This is a genomic window from Metasolibacillus sp. FSL H7-0170, from assembly GCF_038593115.1.
Lineage (GTDB): Bacteria > Bacillota > Bacilli > Bacillales_A > Planococcaceae > Metasolibacillus > Metasolibacillus fluoroglycofenilyticus.
In genome coordinates, this window is record NZ_CP151964.1 from 1247470 (window position 1) to 1261955 (window position 14486).

The window sequence follows — 14486 nt, forward strand, 5'->3', positions numbered from 1 at the left end:
ATGTTAGACCAAGTAGGTTGCGGTCTGACATTTTTTTGATTTAAAAAGGACTATTTAACTCTTTGAAGCGAAAAAGTTGTTATCTATTTTCGACATTTTTAGAAATAATAGAGTTATGTCCCAGCCTCTATGTTTTGTATTATTTGATTTCCAGCCCTATTTTAAATATATTTTTCTCCTATTAAGCAAGCTACATTTTCTAGATGAATCAACTTGTACTACTGAGATAACAAAACAATGTAATCTGTTTAAGTCGAACTGAAAAAGCAAATGAAAATGATTTTTTTACCATATCCAGTGAAACTCTCTATGGATCTACTAAACTTACCAATCTACATGTTGAACGACAAAACAGCACAAAAGCCAGCTTTCTAAAAAATCTTCTGAAAACTGACTATTTACCGTGTATGTCGTGCAATAGTAGGTTTTTTTGAATTTGTACCTATTGCCCTTCCCTCTCATCCGCATAACTTAACTTAAGCAATGGTTGCAGCTTCATCTAAAATTAGTTTTATGTTCCCTTTATAAACAAAGTATCGCCGATTCGTTAAACGAAGTTTTCCCCACTAGGCTAACATAGCACATAATTACCACAATCATTTCGCTCAAATAAGGTGCTTCACAACGATTTAAGGTATTGCTCAACATCCTCAATACTAGTAAATGTAGTACTATTTATAATCAATAGCTGCAAATTTTCAGCATTCATCCGTCCAATACTCTCCACTACTTCAGTTGGGATTGCTGCAAAACGATTTTGAAGTAGCTGTAGCGCTGTCTCAAAGAGGGCATTTGTCGCTCCTTCTTCTTTGCCTATTTCCATACCTTCTTCTCTACCTATTTCAATACCTTTTTCCATCGCCTCTTGTTCGCGCATTTTCGCCTCTTCTATTGCAGCTTCCTCATCTAAAATATGTTTTAAGCGTCCCTCGTAGGCATGGTATTGCGCATCTGTTAAGCTTAGTTCTCTCCACTGAGTTAGTGCATCAAATAATTGCTCATCTCTCATTGCAATCACCTCCAGCTCTTTATAAATGTCCTCATATATTTCCTTCTCTTTCCGATGATTGACTACCCCTAATAGAAGTAACCATCTTGCTAGTACATCATTCCATGGGTCAAGTTTTTGCTCTTTCCAGTCTCTCAGTAGTTTGGGTATCTCAATGAAATGAAATTCCATGACATCCGTTAATAATGTTTTTTCGGTATCTTCATATAAATGGTATGTCGTATGAAATTGTTCCGTTTCATTGAATAAATCAAAATTCATAATATTAATTGCAATGACAGGCGTTAGTCGTTTATATGCCATTTTTTTCTTTAGTGGTTTCGTATATACTTTTGACCAATAATAGATAGAACGTTTCACCATATCGTATTGGTTCGTAAATTGAATTTCGACGTTAATCCACTCATTGTTATTTGTTTTAACTAATAAGTCTAGCCGTGACTGCTTATCTTCCTCATATTCACCTGCAAGTTCTACATTTTGAAAGGTAAGATCTTGCACAACATCTCGACCTGTACGCTTAAGTATTGCGTTTAAAAACACAACGGTGATTTCTTTATTTTTTTCATTGCCAAACAATTGTTTAAACGCATAGTCAATCTTTAAATCCATTAACTTCATCAACGGAATTTTCAAAAGTGCTCGTTTATTCATTGCTGGCCTCCTTTGTTTTTTATTATTATAGCATATTTCCAACCAAGCCATGCACAGCATACATATTGGACAGCGTGCTAACGTTTGACAAAAGAGTGTTTACTTTCAATAAAAATGGAGCGATGAAAGCCTTTATTTCAATGCGCCGTCAAAATAAAATGGACTTTTCCCCATGTCTATTTCCTCAACAATCTCCCCGACAACAGCATTCCTGCTGCACCAACGACGATAAAGAGAATTGCACGAATTAGTAGATTTAATGTTGCTAAGTCGAAGAAAATAAGCTTTAATATCGCAATGAGCAATAGGATGAAGCCTGCTGCCGCAACCTTTTTCCATTGTTTCCTTCGGCCAATAATGATTGTGAGGCTTGCGATAGTGAAGAGTGTTAGTGTTTTTAGCATAATTGCAATACCCCACGTGAATCCATCAATCATTTCTAAATAAGAAATAAGGTTGATGAAATAAAGTGTGATGATGAAAATACCAGAAATCATGTATATTTCAATATATTTTTCAATGAACTTTTGCCATTTTTGATAAATGCGCCCTTCTTCATATAAATCTGCAAGTAGTGCGAGCAGTGTTAAAATAAAGATGCCGCGCGTTACAAGCTGCAAGAAAATATGCGTATCATCTACAAGCCCTGTTGATAGCAATGTAATGCCTTGCGTTAAATAGCAAACAATTAAAATAATTGGTACGAAATTGCCTATCCAGCAGTGATTCACAATGAAAGCTATAAGCATAGAAATAGCAGTTACACTAAAGACGATATACGGAATGTACTGTGCTGTTGAAATATAAGCATAGTCCAGTTTCGTCATATAAAGCATTAAAAACAGTACAATAGCTGCTGCAATACTATCAATTATATAATATTTATCTATCAATTGTTCAAAGTGCGTTGGCTCTTCCTTCGGCATTTTCGCATAAATATAAGCTGAAACAATGCTGATAATTAAAACAAGCAATGCGATATTTTCTACATGCCAAAAAGGTCGAACATCAGTTGTGAAGTATAACGCAAAAGCCATCAGAAATAGCAATGCAGTATAGGTAACTTTCATTAATGGCGCACGCAAGCGAATCGCTAGCATTATGCCTGCCACAGCAGATAAAACAAGAGCTACCCTGCTATAGCCAACTGCGAAATCGAATGTAAGTACGATGTTAAATGTTAATAGCATTGCGATAGTCGCGCTAATATCGAAAACTTGACGCTCATTATTTTTGTATACGACAAAAGCCATTAAAGCATAGAGGGCAAACACAATGAATAAATAAATAATTTGATACGGCTCATCAAAAATAATGAGGTTAAGTAGTAATAGAGTAAAGCTACTTATACTAAACAACGCGCCTTGCTGCAGGAGCTTCCACTTCTCGCTTCGTTTAAATAACTGCCACCAGCTCTTTAAAAATAGCGCCAATACAACGATATAGCTCATTGCGAAATACGGCGTTTGCTTGAATTGTGTAAACCAAAGAATTTGTATTGCAAGCAATGAGAAAAACATCCCGATATAGAGGGCAATATGTTGATTATGCTTCATTATAACAAGCTGCATTGCCATAAAAATAAGGACAACATAAATTAAAATAAATAGCTTACTAAAATCCATAAACTCCAATAAATATGGTAATAATAAAGATGTGAATACAACGAAGCTTGATAATGCCTCGCTTCCTTTCACATAGCTAATCGCAATACCGTATGCAACGTATAGTACAGCAATAATAAGTGCAAATGTTAAAGTGAATATTTCGTATAAAATGGCACCTGCTGCCGTCGCTAAAATCCCGATTATAAAGGAGCCACCATATAATGCGACAAGCATTGGGCTAAGTGTTACTTTGTTCTTTTCAGAGCGCCATGCATAAATGCCAATTGCAATTGACACGATATATGCTGCAAATACTTTCAAAGTGTCCGATAAAAGCCCAAAATCACTCGCTAATTTTAATCCCCATAATATACCAAGCACTAAAATAATCATAAAAACTTTCGGTAAAATAGTCGTTATTCTTTCCTCAAAGGAACGTTTCGGCTTCGGTGTCACCGCCTGTTTTTCCTGCACAGCCTTTGTTTCTAGCCCACTAATCACTTCAGGCGCTGGCTTCTCTACAGCATTGCGTTCAAACTGTGGCACTAGCTGGCGTATTGCAGAAGGCTGCTCCTTCGGCTGCTGCCTATTTTGCTGCTTTAGCTCAGCTAGTTCCTTTGTTAATTGCTGTACTTCCCGCTCTAGCTTTTCCACCCTTTCTTGCCACTCTCGCTCCATCCATCCCACCTACCTTTTGCCTTTTTTCCATTTTAGCATAGTCGTACAGAATGGTGACATCTGGTATTACAATCATTTTGCCTTGCTTTAATTAGGTATAAAGTATTGATTTTCAGGATGAGGCTGTCCAAAAAGCCGTGCATAGCCGGCTTTTTGGACAGTAGCAATGATGTTTCACAAAATGTTGATTCATATAAACAGAAAGCGCCTCTTTTAAAAATGGGATGAACATTGGCTTTAGCAGTGTTAGCTTTCAGTAAAAGTGAAGCGATGAAAACATTGATTTCAATGCGGTGGCAAAACAAAATGTACTTTTCGGACAGCCCCGCTTGCCACCTTTATCAATTACACCGAGGTATAATTAATTAAAAAAATTGCCTGGAAGCGGCGCACTAGCCCACTTTCAGACAACCTTTTCTTCTCTATTTTACTAATTGTTTTTGGAAATATGCCTCAATCTCTTTCCAATTATTTACGCGAATAAAGCCTTCTGTTGACAAATTGTATGGCATTGAATATAAAATGCCTGTTCCTTTAAATGCCTCTAGCTGATAAGGGCTATCGTCAATTAAATAATCTGTATGAATAACTGCCTTTGTCCCACAAAATACGATGTTTTGCTTATTTATAAATGGGAAATGACGCTCTAGCCATTCATATTTTGCATTAAAGGAGCCCGGTACTTCCATTGCTGCTGTCGCAATAAAAATATCGTAATCCTCCTGCAATTTTTGTACAACTTCAATAGCATCTGTATCCAGCACTTCTAAGTCGCCAAAGAAATGTGGCTCATTCATGCACTCATATAACTTTCTAGTCTGTTCCTCAGGTAAGTCACGTCGTGTCCCTGCAATAAATTCTTCATCAGTATAATTTGTATTGAAATTTTCATTCACTGTTTTACACAGTTTTTTATAAAAATTTGCTAACACTTGATCCATATCAATCGCGATACTTTTTCTCATTATATGCCCTCCCTCTAGTTCCTAACTTTAGTGTAATCAACTTGTGAACTAGAAACAAGCACATCCAAGGAACTTAACAAATTTTACAAAGTCAACACCTTACATATTTACGTTTAAAACCGATGCGGTCTTTCTCTATCTCCTTTTCAATGTTTTGTAATGCGTTTAACATACTGCTTTTTTTATTGTCCCTCTTCATCTCAACAACACCAATTTGTTTTGCAATAGCAAGTGCCTCCTCGTGCAACGGCTTAAAAGACACGCCGACAGTTGTTACAAAATTATTCATGGCAGATTTTGCTCGCTCTGGTGCATGATGAATCGTCTCCTTTACGACTTCTAACATCGTTAAAAGCTTACTTTTCGAAAATTCCTCATCCTTACGATTGCCAAGTAGCCAGCAATAACAGCTATAGCCCGCGGACATTTTCAGCTCCTCATCACTTGCAATCCATTTATCTGCTACTTGCTGTGCAATAGTGGCCTCCGCTAATGTGACAGCGACAACATAATCAGACAGCATGTAAAAATAGGCCTTCTCAATCCAACGGTCATAATCAGCCTCAGTCATCGTATTTGGCTCTGCAATCACACCTGCAAAATACATCGCATCATAATTGCCTGTCGCATATAACTGCTCTGCAAGTTCTTGATTCGTTTTAATTTTTTTCGCCATTGGCTTCATTGCACCAGTCGCCACGCCAAAAACAGGCTCAGTTGCACCATTCGAGCAATAAATTTTTTTCGTACGCTCTTTTCCTAATGCCTCTAGTTCCTGCATCACTGCTTGATAATCCATCAAATCGCCTCCTTAATTGTCCTCTATTGTTGGATTTTTATCGCCCATTGCCTCAAAAAGTAGCATATCAATCCGCTCTTCCAACCTCCCTTTTTGTCTTTCGTTTAACAAAAGTAGCTTTTGAATCATTGCCTTATCTTCCACATTGATTACTTCAAATTGTGCGGTATCTTCTACACCTATTAAATTTTCTGATTTGGTCGGGTAATATTCTTTTCCTACTAACAACCATTCAATCGACACGGAGAAAAAGCTAGCTAGCTTATAGATTGCCTCTGTATCAGGAATTCGATTGCCGCTAATATAATTGCTAATTGCATTTTTGGAAATACCAGTTGCCCTTGCAACATCTACTTGCTTTAAATTTCTCTCCCGGAGTTTTGCTATAATTCTTTCACCAACGCCTTGAAAGTTAACGTCCAAGTTTTATTACACCCCTTCCTAACAAAATGACAACAAACGAGAACTAACTCTCTTTACTTAAGTACCCTTTCATTGTACAATAAATTATAGATTAAGTGAAACTTCAATCAGTGGGAATGTTCACTCAAGTCTTGAAGCGGGCGTCTTACTGCTCGTTAATGCGGGATAAACGTATATATTAAATAGTTTATCATTTTCATTTCCCACCAATGAAGAAATGTCGCCTTCAATTACACTAAGGCTAACACCGCTTTAAATTTTTGAGCAAGCGTGAGTAATTTCTTCAAAACCCGTGAAGCCTTATGCCCACACGATGTTGGTCACTCAGTCGTTATCTTAGCATGCGATATTTTTGGACTGAGTTCCTATGATTCAGTGGGTGTTTGGATAAATTAAATCCGTTATAGATGATTTGACAAAAGGACAATATAGGGTACAGCGAATGAATGCAATAGCTTCATAAGGAGGACAATTTGGAAACAATCATATTTTTTGTATGTATTATATTAGTAGCTTCTATTTTACAAACAAGCACTGGGTTTGGATTTTCTATCATGGCAACACCTTTTTTATTGATGTTATTTCTTCCACAAGAAGCAATACAAATAAACATCATCATATCTCTATTTATTTCAATTTCCTTAATACGGAAAATAAGAGAAAACGTTGATTTTGATATTTTAAAAAGACTTGTTATTGGAAGTATAGTTGGTGTACCTTTTGGTATTTTATTTTTTATTACGATTGACATTGATACTTTTAAAATAGGAATTGCTATACTGCTATTACTGTTAACATTATTATTAATATTTAATTTTACGGTAAAGCCAACCCCCCTTAGAGATTTCTTCGTTGGTGGATTATCAGGTCTTTTAACAACAAGTATCGGGATGCCTGGTCCACCGTTATTATTGTACTTTACAGGCACTAATACGAAAAAGGAAAAATTAAGAGCAACTACGTTAGCTTTTTATCTATTTATATATTTTATTAGTCTCATTACGCAAATACTCTTTACCGGCACTAGTAAATTAATATGGCAATTGAGCATTTACGCTATTCCTGTTGTATTTTTAGGTCTGTTTATTGGACAAATTATTTTCAAACGGCTTAATCAAAAGGCTTTCAAACTACTTACATATATCCTTCTGAGTTTTACAGGTATTTATCTTCTTATCAACAGTTTGAATTAGCTAAAATATAAAAACTGTAGGGATTGCATCTATTTCCCTACAGTCATAATTATATTTAGTAAGACTTCAAATAATGGTCCAACTCCCATTGGTGCACAGTGGAGCGATACATTTCAAATTCGATTTCTTTCGCTTCTTTGAAGTTTGCATAAATATGCTCGCCTAATGCTTTTTGTACAACTGTATCTTTTGCTAGTAATGTGAGTGCATCGTCTAATGCAGCCGGTAGGTTTACAATGCCATTTGCTTGGCGCTCTTCCTCCGTCATCACATAAATATTGCGATTCACCGCTGCTGGTGGTGTCATTTTTTTACGGATGCCTTCTAAACCAGCTTCTAAAATAACAGCCATTGCTAAGTATGGATTCGCTGATGGATCGACAGAGCGTACTTCTATACGTGTTGAAATGCCACGTGATGATGGAATACGAATTAATGGTGAACGGTTTTGCGCTGACCATGCAACATAGCAAGGGGCTTCATAGCCTGGTACTAGACGTTTATAAGAGTTAACAGTTGGGTTTGTTATCGCTGTGAAGCCTTGTACATGCTCTAACACACCTGCCATAAATTGCATTGCTGTTTCGGATAAGCCAAGCGTCGTCGCTTCATCATAAAAGGCATTCTCATTTCCTTTAAATAAAGAAACATTAAAGTGCATGCCTGAACCCGCTTCACCAAATAGTGGCTTTGGCATAAACGTTGCATGTAAGCCATGCTTTCGGGCAATGGTTTTAACTACTAATTTAAACGTTTGGATATTATCACATGCTTTTATAGCATCAGCATATTTAAAATCGATTTCATGCTGGCCCGGTGCTACTTCGTGGTGGGATGCTTCAACTTCAAAGCCCATTCCCTCAAGTTCAAGCACGATGTCACGACGACAATTTTCACCTAAATCGGTTGGTGCTAAATCAAAATAACCTCCATGGTCATTTACCTCTAAAGTAGGCTCGCCTCTTTGATCAAGCTTAAATAAGAAAAACTCTGGCTCTGGTCCTAAGTTAAAATTAGTGAAGCCCATTTCTTCCATTTCTTTTAATACACGTTTTAAATTTGAGCGTGGGTCGCCAGCAAAAGGTGTACCATCTGGGTTTGCGATATCACAAATAAAGCGTGCTACTTTCCCTTTTTCAGCAGTCCATGGGAAAATCATAAACGAATCATAGTCAGGGAATAAATACATATCTGACTCCTCGATGCGCACGAAGCCTTCTATTGAAGAGCCATCAAACATCATCTTATTGTCTAACGCCTTATCTAATTGACTAACTGGAATTTCAACATTTTTAATTGTTCCTAAAATATCAGTGAACTGTAATCTTATAAATTTTACTTCTTGCTCATGTACCAGTTTTTTAATGTCTTCTTTTGTGTACTTACCCAAATGTACCACTCTCCTAAATTAGTTTATCCCCACCTATTGATAAAAACGCGAAAAATTCCCTTGACGAATAGATGTTTTTTGCATGCTACGTGCTTGGAGCATCTCCTCTCGCATAATACGGCGTAATTCACGATCTGAAATTTCCTTTTGCTCTAAAGTAAGCTGGTTTTTTCTCTCGAATACTTTTTTTATACCTGCCATATTCGTGCCTCGCTCAAGCAATTCTTTTATTTCTAACAATACATCAACATCATTTAATGAAAACATTCGTCTATTTCCCTCTGTGCGATGTGGTTGAATTAAATTGTGCTCTTCATAATAGCGGATTTGGCGCGCTGTTAAGTCGGTTAGCTGCATCACAATGCTAATTGGTAACACTGGCATAGTTCGTCGAATTTCACTACCCATTTAATTCACCTCCGTTTTTTATAATACGCCTCCCTTTTTTTCATGTCAACGCTCATGTAAGGAAACCTCACATGGTTTTTTTCTAAAAAAACTGCCCGAAAACAATACTTTTTCGGGCAGTTTTATGGGGTATTGTAACGAACCTTGGCTCGAAATGTTTTTTCAGACGCCTCTTTCTTGCTTATACTAATTTTTGAACAGCACTGCATATCGCATATTTCACGTGCTCATATGTTAAACCGCCTTGCACAAAGGCTGTAAATGGTGGACGAATCGGACCATCCGCCGTTAATTCAATACTCGAACCTTGAACAAACGTCCCTGCTGCCATAATTACATCATCCTCATAGCCCGGCATATAAGCCGGCTCTGGAGCAAAGTGGGCATTAATTGGAGATGCCGCTTGAATTTCACGACAAAATGCCACCATTTGCTCGGCTGTTTGGAATGAAACGGATTGAATTAAATCTGTACGTGGTTCGTTATAATGCGGCGATGTTGTCATGCCGATTTCCTCTAGCATAGCGGAAGTGAAAATGGCTCCTTTTAATGCTTGGGCAACAGTATGTGGCGCTAGGAAAAAGCCTTGGTAAAAGTCTGCTAACGTATTTAGTGTTGCACCCGCCTCTGCACCGATACCCGGAGATGTCATGCGATACGCGCATTTTTCTACTAAGTCAGCACGCCCTGCAATGTAACCACCAATTTTCGCAAGCCCAGCACCAGGATTTTTTATTAAGGAACCCGCCATTAAATCAACACCAACCTCTGTCGGTTCAAGCTGTTCAACAAATTCCCCATAGCAATTATCTACAAAAATGACTGCATGAGGTGCAACTAGACGAATTTGCTCCACCATTGCGCCAATTTCAGCAACTGTGAACGATGGACGGCTTGCATATCCCTTTGAACGCTGAATCGCAATCATTTTTGTTTTTTCATTTACTGCTTGGCGCACACCATGCCAATCAATATCTTTATTATCAATTAAATCAATATGACTATATTTAATGCCAAAATCCTTCAATGAGCCCGTATCCTTATCGCCACCATCAACAATGGATTGAAGCGTGTCATACGGCTTACCTGTAATATACAGAAGTTCGTCACCCGGACGCAAAACGCCGAATAAGCTAAGTGTAATGGCATGAGTCCCTGAAATAATTTGCGGTCGTACAATCGCCGCCTCTGCTCCGAATACTTGAGCATATACACGCTCTAAATTATCACGCCCTTCATCATCATAGCCGTAACCGTTTGAGGGCTGTAAATGATAATCAGATACTTGATTTTCTTTAAAGGCCGCTAATACCTTTTGTTGATTAAAAAAAGCATTTTCGTCTGCGTGTTTATGAAATGCTGCTACTTTATTTTCAATTTGCGCAGCAAGCGTTAATGTTTGTTCTGTTAAATTTGACGTAAACATAGGTATCTCCTTATTTTTCATTGATAGTTTTTAGTCCTCTCCCATCTTATCAACTATATTTATCACGTCAACTATTTACCCTTTACTATTGTTTCATTAATTGTTATGCTCGATTTTGCTAACTAAAAATATTTATTACATACGTTTAAAGGAGTTTGAAAATGGCTTGGGAAGTTTTTAGTATTATCGGGACAATCGCCTTTGCATTGTCTGGCGCCATTGTTGCAATGGAAGAGGAGTATGATTTGTTCGGGGTTTATTTACTCGGCGTTGTAACGGCATTCGGCGGTGGAGCTATCCGCAATTTATTAATTGGCTTACCGGTAACTACTTTATGGAGTCAAGAAATGATGTTTCAAATTGCGCTTGCAGCAATTACATTGTTTTTCTTAGTGCCCTATCGATTTATGAAACATTGGAATCGCTGGGGCAATTTATCTGATGCGATTGGTCTCGCTGCCTTTGCAGTACAAGGGGCGATGTTTGCAGTTAAATTAGAGCTCCCTCTTAGCGCAGTTATTGTTGCCGCGGTGCTAACTGGTTCTGGTGGTGGCATCGTGCGAGATTTGCTCGCACGTCGTAAACCAACCGTATTGCGCGATGAAATTTACGCGATGTGGGCAGCTAGTGCTGGCTTAATTATTGGGCTTCAAATTTTTACAGGCGATTTGTTTTTATATGTAATGTTCGCAGCAGTTACTGCTTTGCGGATTTTATCTTATTTACGCGGCTGGCGCTTACCACGTAAAAAATTATCAGTGAAATAAATAGACATCCGAGAGTTTTTATTTACGGTTTCTGCGAGGTCATCTGTGATTTTCGCTGAGGTATTTGCGGTTTCCACTTTTGAGCTATCAATTTCATTTATAATGAATGATAAAAAAATGACACTGAAAAAATCAATTTCCTACAAAACGAGTTACAAATCGATTTTTTTGTAGCTAAATTCGATGGAAAGAAAGGATTTATATTGCGAAAAATACTTTTCTTATAGTTTTTCAGTGCTCTCGCCAGATAAAACCATTTTGTTTTGGCAACGCAGAGTAAGAGTTTCGTATCTTCTATTCTACTTAGGAAGGGTTTGTCCAAAAAGCCGTGCATAGCCGGCATTTTGGACAGTAGCGACAACATTTCACAAAAGTGTTGACTCATATAAATAGAGAAAGTTTCTTTTGAAAGTGTGACGAACACTGGCTTTAGCAGTGTTACCCTTCAGTAAAAGAGAAGAGATGAAAACTTTTATTTCAATGCGTCGTCAAAGCAAAATATACTTTTCAGACAGCCTCCTCCTTTTCAAAGAAAGCCTTCTCTATTTTAATCGGCAAACATTTTACCAAAATAACACCAAAAGCGTCCAAAAAGCCGGCAACTGCACGGCCTTTTGGACGCCTCTACTTAGTTAAATTCTAATTCTCCATCATAGGCTAGCATGCCGCCCTCTAGATTTGTTACGTCGTAGCCCTGCTCTGCTAAGTATTCACAGGCATTTGCACTGCGCACACCGCCTTTACATACAACGATGTATTGTACTGATTGGTCAAGCTGCTCTAGGCTGTTTGGAATTTCCCCAAGTGGAATATGCACCGCACCGGGGATTACTCCTTCTGCCACTTCAAAGTCTTCACGTACATCAAGGATGTGTAAATCTTCGTTTGCATCTAGTAAATTAATTAGTTCTTCTGTTGTCATTGTTTTCATTGCAGTAAACCTCCGATTTATCCATTCATTCGCTATTATATATGATTAATAGCGAATTATGCATCTTCTTTCGTAATATCTACAGTACTTGCTGGAGCAAATGTGGAAATCGCATGTTTATAAATCAAATGCTGCTTACCTTCTACTTCTAACAATACGGTAAAATTATCATATGATTTTATTAAACCTTTGAGTTGAAAGCCGTTTAATAAAAAGACCGTTACAAATATATTATTTTTGCGTAGTTGGTTTAAAAACGTATCTTGCAAATTAATTGGTTTCACGTAAGCACCCGCCCTTGTCATTTATATGGTATTTGCTTTTATCTTAACATAGCATTGACCAATACCAAGTTATTTTATAACCATTAATAAGTATTCGGTATATCTTCTAAATTCCCTTCTATTTTTTCAAAAACCTTCAGTAAAATATGCTTTGACTTGCTCCCAGTCCGTACCAATCCAATGTACTTCCATCTTATTGCGGAAATACGTGAGTTGACGTTTAGCATAGCGGCGCGAGTTTTGTTTAATTTGCTGCACTGCGTCCTCATATGAAAGGAGCCCGTCAAAATAAGCACATAGCTCCTTGTAACCGATTGCTTTCATCGCCTGCACATCACGAATACCCGCGTCATATAAACCTCTCACCTCTTGCTCTAAGCCTTGTTGAATCATCAAATCGACGCGCAAATTAATGCGCTCATATAATTTTTCGCGCTCCATATCTAAACCGATAATTAAATGATTGTATAATGGGATATGCCCCCTGTTATGCTCCTCAGCCGCCTTTGATGTACCACTTAGCTCTAGCATTTCTAATGCCCTAATGACCCTTCTTGTATTGTTCGGATGAATCATACTGGCTGTTTCTGCATCTAAGGCTGCTAGCTTGGCATGCATCGCATCAGGGCCGTTTTTTTCTAGTTCCTTGTAGTAGGAGGTGCGAGCCTCTTCATTTACTTCCTCTTTTATAAATTGAAAATCATAGAGCACAGATTGCACATATAAGCCTGTCCCACCTACAATAATTGGCACTTTGCCGCGCGTTGCAATTTCTGCAATTTTAGCGCGCACGAGCTGCTGATATTCCGCAACTGAAAAACTATCTGTCGGCTCCTTTATATCGAGTAAATGATGGGGGATTCCCTCCATTTCAGCCGCTGTAATTTTAGCTGTTCCTATATCTAGCCCTTTATAAACTTGCATGGAGTCACCATTAATAATTTCTCCATCTATTAACTTAGCTAATCGAATACTTAATGCTGTCTTGCCCGATGCTGTCGGACCAATAATTGCGACAACATCATAGTTTGTTTTCAACATTTTTTAACCACCGTAAAACAACATCGTGTACATGCTGTTTATTTTTTTCATTTAAAATTTCATGACGCATTCCTTCGAATAGGTGCACCGTTACATTTTCCATTCCGACCTCTACCATTCTTTTAGCAACTTTGAATACACCTTTACCGAAATTACCAACTGGGTCATCGCTGCCGCTAATAAATAGCATAGGTAAATCTGTACGTGTGCGTGCCATCTCATCTTTGCGATGAATAAGTAATAGACCTTCTGTTAAATCAGCATAAAATTGATGTGATGGGATAAAGCCACACATTTCATCCTCGATATATTTTTGCACTTCGTCTATGTCACGAGAAAGCCAGTCGAACTCCGTTGTCGTATCCGAAAATGCTTTATTAAAGCTACCAAAGCTAAGGCTATTCATTAAAGGGCTAGCTATTTGCTTTCCTTGTGCCTTCGCTAGCGTGTTAGCAAGCTGATTGCCTGCTAAATGTGTTGCTGATGTAACACCTGTTCCACAAATAATACAAGCTGTAATTTGGTCGCTATATAGCTGAATAAAACGGCGTGCAATAAACGAGCCCATGCTATGCCCAAATAGCGTAAGTGGCGCTGTAACTGTTTTGCGTAAGATTAGTAGCACCTCTAGTACATCTACAACAACATGGTGAAAGCCACGTTCATCCGCAAAATGCCCGTAAGTTCCTTGTGCGGTGTGCCCATGCCCCCTGTGGTCATGCATTGACACATAATAACCTTCTGCACAAAGCATCTTGGCAAACTCCTCATAGCGTCCTGAATGTTCACCCATCCCATGTAAAATATGGACATGTCCAATGACATGCTCTGGCTCAAATGTACGAACGAAAATTTGTTGCCCATCTCGCATCGTTAAAAATCGCTGTTGCTGTTCCATAAAATTCCCCCTT

Annotated in this window: 14 protein-coding genes; 2 read left to right on the top strand and 12 right to left on the bottom strand. The window is 38.0% G+C overall.

The window, feature by feature from the left end:
* Nucleotides 1-619: 619 nt before the first annotated feature.
* From MHH70_RS05980 to MHH70_RS06000, 5 genes are all read right to left on the bottom strand, one after another.
* A complete protein-coding gene (locus MHH70_RS05980; protein WP_342472812.1) occupies nucleotides 620-1663 on the bottom strand; it encodes an Rpn family recombination-promoting nuclease/putative transposase in 1044 nt (347 codons plus the stop codon).
* Between the two features lie 176 nt (nucleotides 1664-1839).
* Nucleotides 1840-3948: a DUF2339 domain-containing protein gene (locus MHH70_RS05985; RefSeq protein ID WP_342472813.1), complete on the bottom strand. Its 2109-nt coding sequence runs from the start codon at nucleotides 3946-3948 to the stop codon at nucleotides 1840-1842.
* Nucleotides 3949-4370: 422 nt separating this feature from the next.
* Nucleotides 4371-4913, bottom strand: coding sequence for a 5'-3'-deoxyribonucleotidase (locus tag MHH70_RS05990; protein ID WP_066171198.1), 543 nt, complete (start codon nucleotides 4911-4913; stop codon nucleotides 4371-4373).
* 91 nt (nucleotides 4914-5004) lie between these two features.
* Nucleotides 5005-5712 carry a DNA alkylation repair protein gene (locus tag MHH70_RS05995; protein WP_342472814.1) on the bottom strand — a complete coding sequence of 236 codons (708 nt, stop codon included), beginning with the start codon at nucleotides 5710-5712 and terminating at the stop codon, nucleotides 5005-5007.
* Between the two features lie 12 nt (nucleotides 5713-5724).
* Entirely contained in the window at nucleotides 5725-6135 is a 411-nt protein-coding gene (locus tag MHH70_RS06000; RefSeq protein ID WP_342472815.1) for a helix-turn-helix transcriptional regulator, read from the bottom strand.
* Nucleotides 6136-6608: 473 nt separating this feature from the next.
* Between MHH70_RS06000 and MHH70_RS06005 the strand changes: the two genes are divergently transcribed.
* A complete protein-coding gene (locus MHH70_RS06005) occupies nucleotides 6609-7328 on the top strand; it encodes a sulfite exporter TauE/SafE family protein (RefSeq protein WP_342472816.1) in 720 nt (239 codons plus the stop codon).
* Nucleotides 7329-7383: 55 nt separating this feature from the next.
* Here MHH70_RS06005 and glnA read toward each other — a convergent pair whose 3' ends face one another.
* The 3 genes from glnA to MHH70_RS06020 form a co-directional block, all read right to left on the bottom strand.
* Nucleotides 7384-8718: a type I glutamate--ammonia ligase gene (gene glnA, locus MHH70_RS06010; protein WP_342472817.1), complete on the bottom strand. Its 1335-nt coding sequence runs from the start codon at nucleotides 8716-8718 to the stop codon at nucleotides 7384-7386.
* A gap of 33 nt (nucleotides 8719-8751) precedes the next feature.
* Nucleotides 8752-9126, bottom strand: a complete 375-nt coding sequence (locus MHH70_RS06015; RefSeq protein ID WP_107942326.1) for a MerR family transcriptional regulator — start codon at nucleotides 9124-9126, stop codon at nucleotides 8752-8754.
* A gap of 181 nt (nucleotides 9127-9307) precedes the next feature.
* Complete coding sequence (locus MHH70_RS06020; protein ID WP_342472819.1) at nucleotides 9308-10552, bottom strand: methionine gamma-lyase family protein; 1245 nt, start codon at nucleotides 10550-10552, stop codon at nucleotides 9308-9310.
* Between the two features lie 161 nt (nucleotides 10553-10713).
* Between MHH70_RS06020 and MHH70_RS06025 the strand changes: the two genes are divergently transcribed.
* The gene (locus MHH70_RS06025; protein WP_066171219.1) at nucleotides 10714-11319 is read left to right on the top strand and encodes a trimeric intracellular cation channel family protein; all 606 of its coding nucleotides are present in this window, start codon (nucleotides 10714-10716) and stop codon (nucleotides 11317-11319) included.
* A 628-nt stretch (nucleotides 11320-11947) separates the two neighbouring features.
* Here the strand turns inward: MHH70_RS06025 and MHH70_RS06030 are convergent.
* The 4 genes from MHH70_RS06030 to MHH70_RS06045 all read right to left on the bottom strand — a co-directional run bounded on the left by MHH70_RS06030 (nucleotide 11948) and on the right by MHH70_RS06045 (nucleotide 14473).
* On the bottom strand, nucleotides 11948-12250 hold the full coding sequence (locus tag MHH70_RS06030; RefSeq protein ID WP_107942324.1) for a rhodanese-like domain-containing protein: 303 nt from the start codon (nucleotides 12248-12250) through the stop codon (nucleotides 11948-11950).
* A gap of 56 nt (nucleotides 12251-12306) precedes the next feature.
* On the bottom strand, nucleotides 12307-12534 hold the full coding sequence (gene hfq, locus MHH70_RS06035; RefSeq protein ID WP_066171225.1) for an RNA chaperone Hfq: 228 nt from the start codon (nucleotides 12532-12534) through the stop codon (nucleotides 12307-12309).
* A 126-nt stretch (nucleotides 12535-12660) separates the two neighbouring features.
* The gene (gene miaA, locus MHH70_RS06040) at nucleotides 12661-13575 is read right to left on the bottom strand and encodes a tRNA (adenosine(37)-N6)-dimethylallyltransferase MiaA (RefSeq protein ID WP_342472820.1); all 915 of its coding nucleotides are present in this window, start codon (nucleotides 13573-13575) and stop codon (nucleotides 12661-12663) included.
* The gene (locus MHH70_RS06045; protein ID WP_342472821.1) at nucleotides 13556-14473 is read right to left on the bottom strand and encodes an alpha/beta hydrolase; all 918 of its coding nucleotides are present in this window, start codon (nucleotides 14471-14473) and stop codon (nucleotides 13556-13558) included. Before MHH70_RS06045 ends, miaA begins: the two co-directional genes overlap by 20 nt.
* Nucleotides 14474-14486 lie beyond the last annotated feature (13 nt).

Excerpts from the sequence above, each read along its gene's own strand:
- MHH70_RS05980 (WP_342472812.1), bottom strand. The coding sequence starts at position 1,663 with ATGAATAAACGAGCACTTTTGAAAATTCCGTTGATGAAGTTAATGGAT.
- MHH70_RS05985 (WP_342472813.1), bottom strand. The coding sequence starts at position 3,948 with ATGGAGCGAGAGTGGCAAGAAAGGGTGGAAAAGCTAGAGCGGGAAGTA.
- MHH70_RS05990 (WP_066171198.1), bottom strand. The coding sequence starts at position 4,913 with ATGAGAAAAAGTATCGCGATTGATATGGATCAAGTGTTAGCAAATTTT.
- MHH70_RS05995 (WP_342472814.1), bottom strand. The coding sequence starts at position 5,712 with ATGGATTATCAAGCAGTGATGCAGGAACTAGAGGCATTAGGAAAAGAG.
- MHH70_RS06015 (WP_107942326.1), bottom strand. The coding sequence starts at position 9,126 with ATGGGTAGTGAAATTCGACGAACTATGCCAGTGTTACCAATTAGCATT.
- MHH70_RS06020 (WP_342472819.1), bottom strand. The coding sequence starts at position 10,552 with ATGTTTACGTCAAATTTAACAGAACAAACATTAACGCTTGCTGCGCAA.
- MHH70_RS06025 (WP_066171219.1), top strand. The coding sequence starts at position 10,714 with ATGGCTTGGGAAGTTTTTAGTATTATCGGGACAATCGCCTTTGCATTG.
- MHH70_RS06030 (WP_107942324.1), bottom strand. The coding sequence starts at position 12,250 with ATGAAAACAATGACAACAGAAGAACTAATTAATTTACTAGATGCAAAC.
- miaA (WP_342472820.1), bottom strand. The coding sequence starts at position 13,575 with ATGTTGAAAACAAACTATGATGTTGTCGCAATTATTGGTCCGACAGCA.
- MHH70_RS06045 (WP_342472821.1), bottom strand. The coding sequence starts at position 14,473 with ATGGAACAGCAACAGCGATTTTTAACGATGCGAGATGGGCAACAAATT.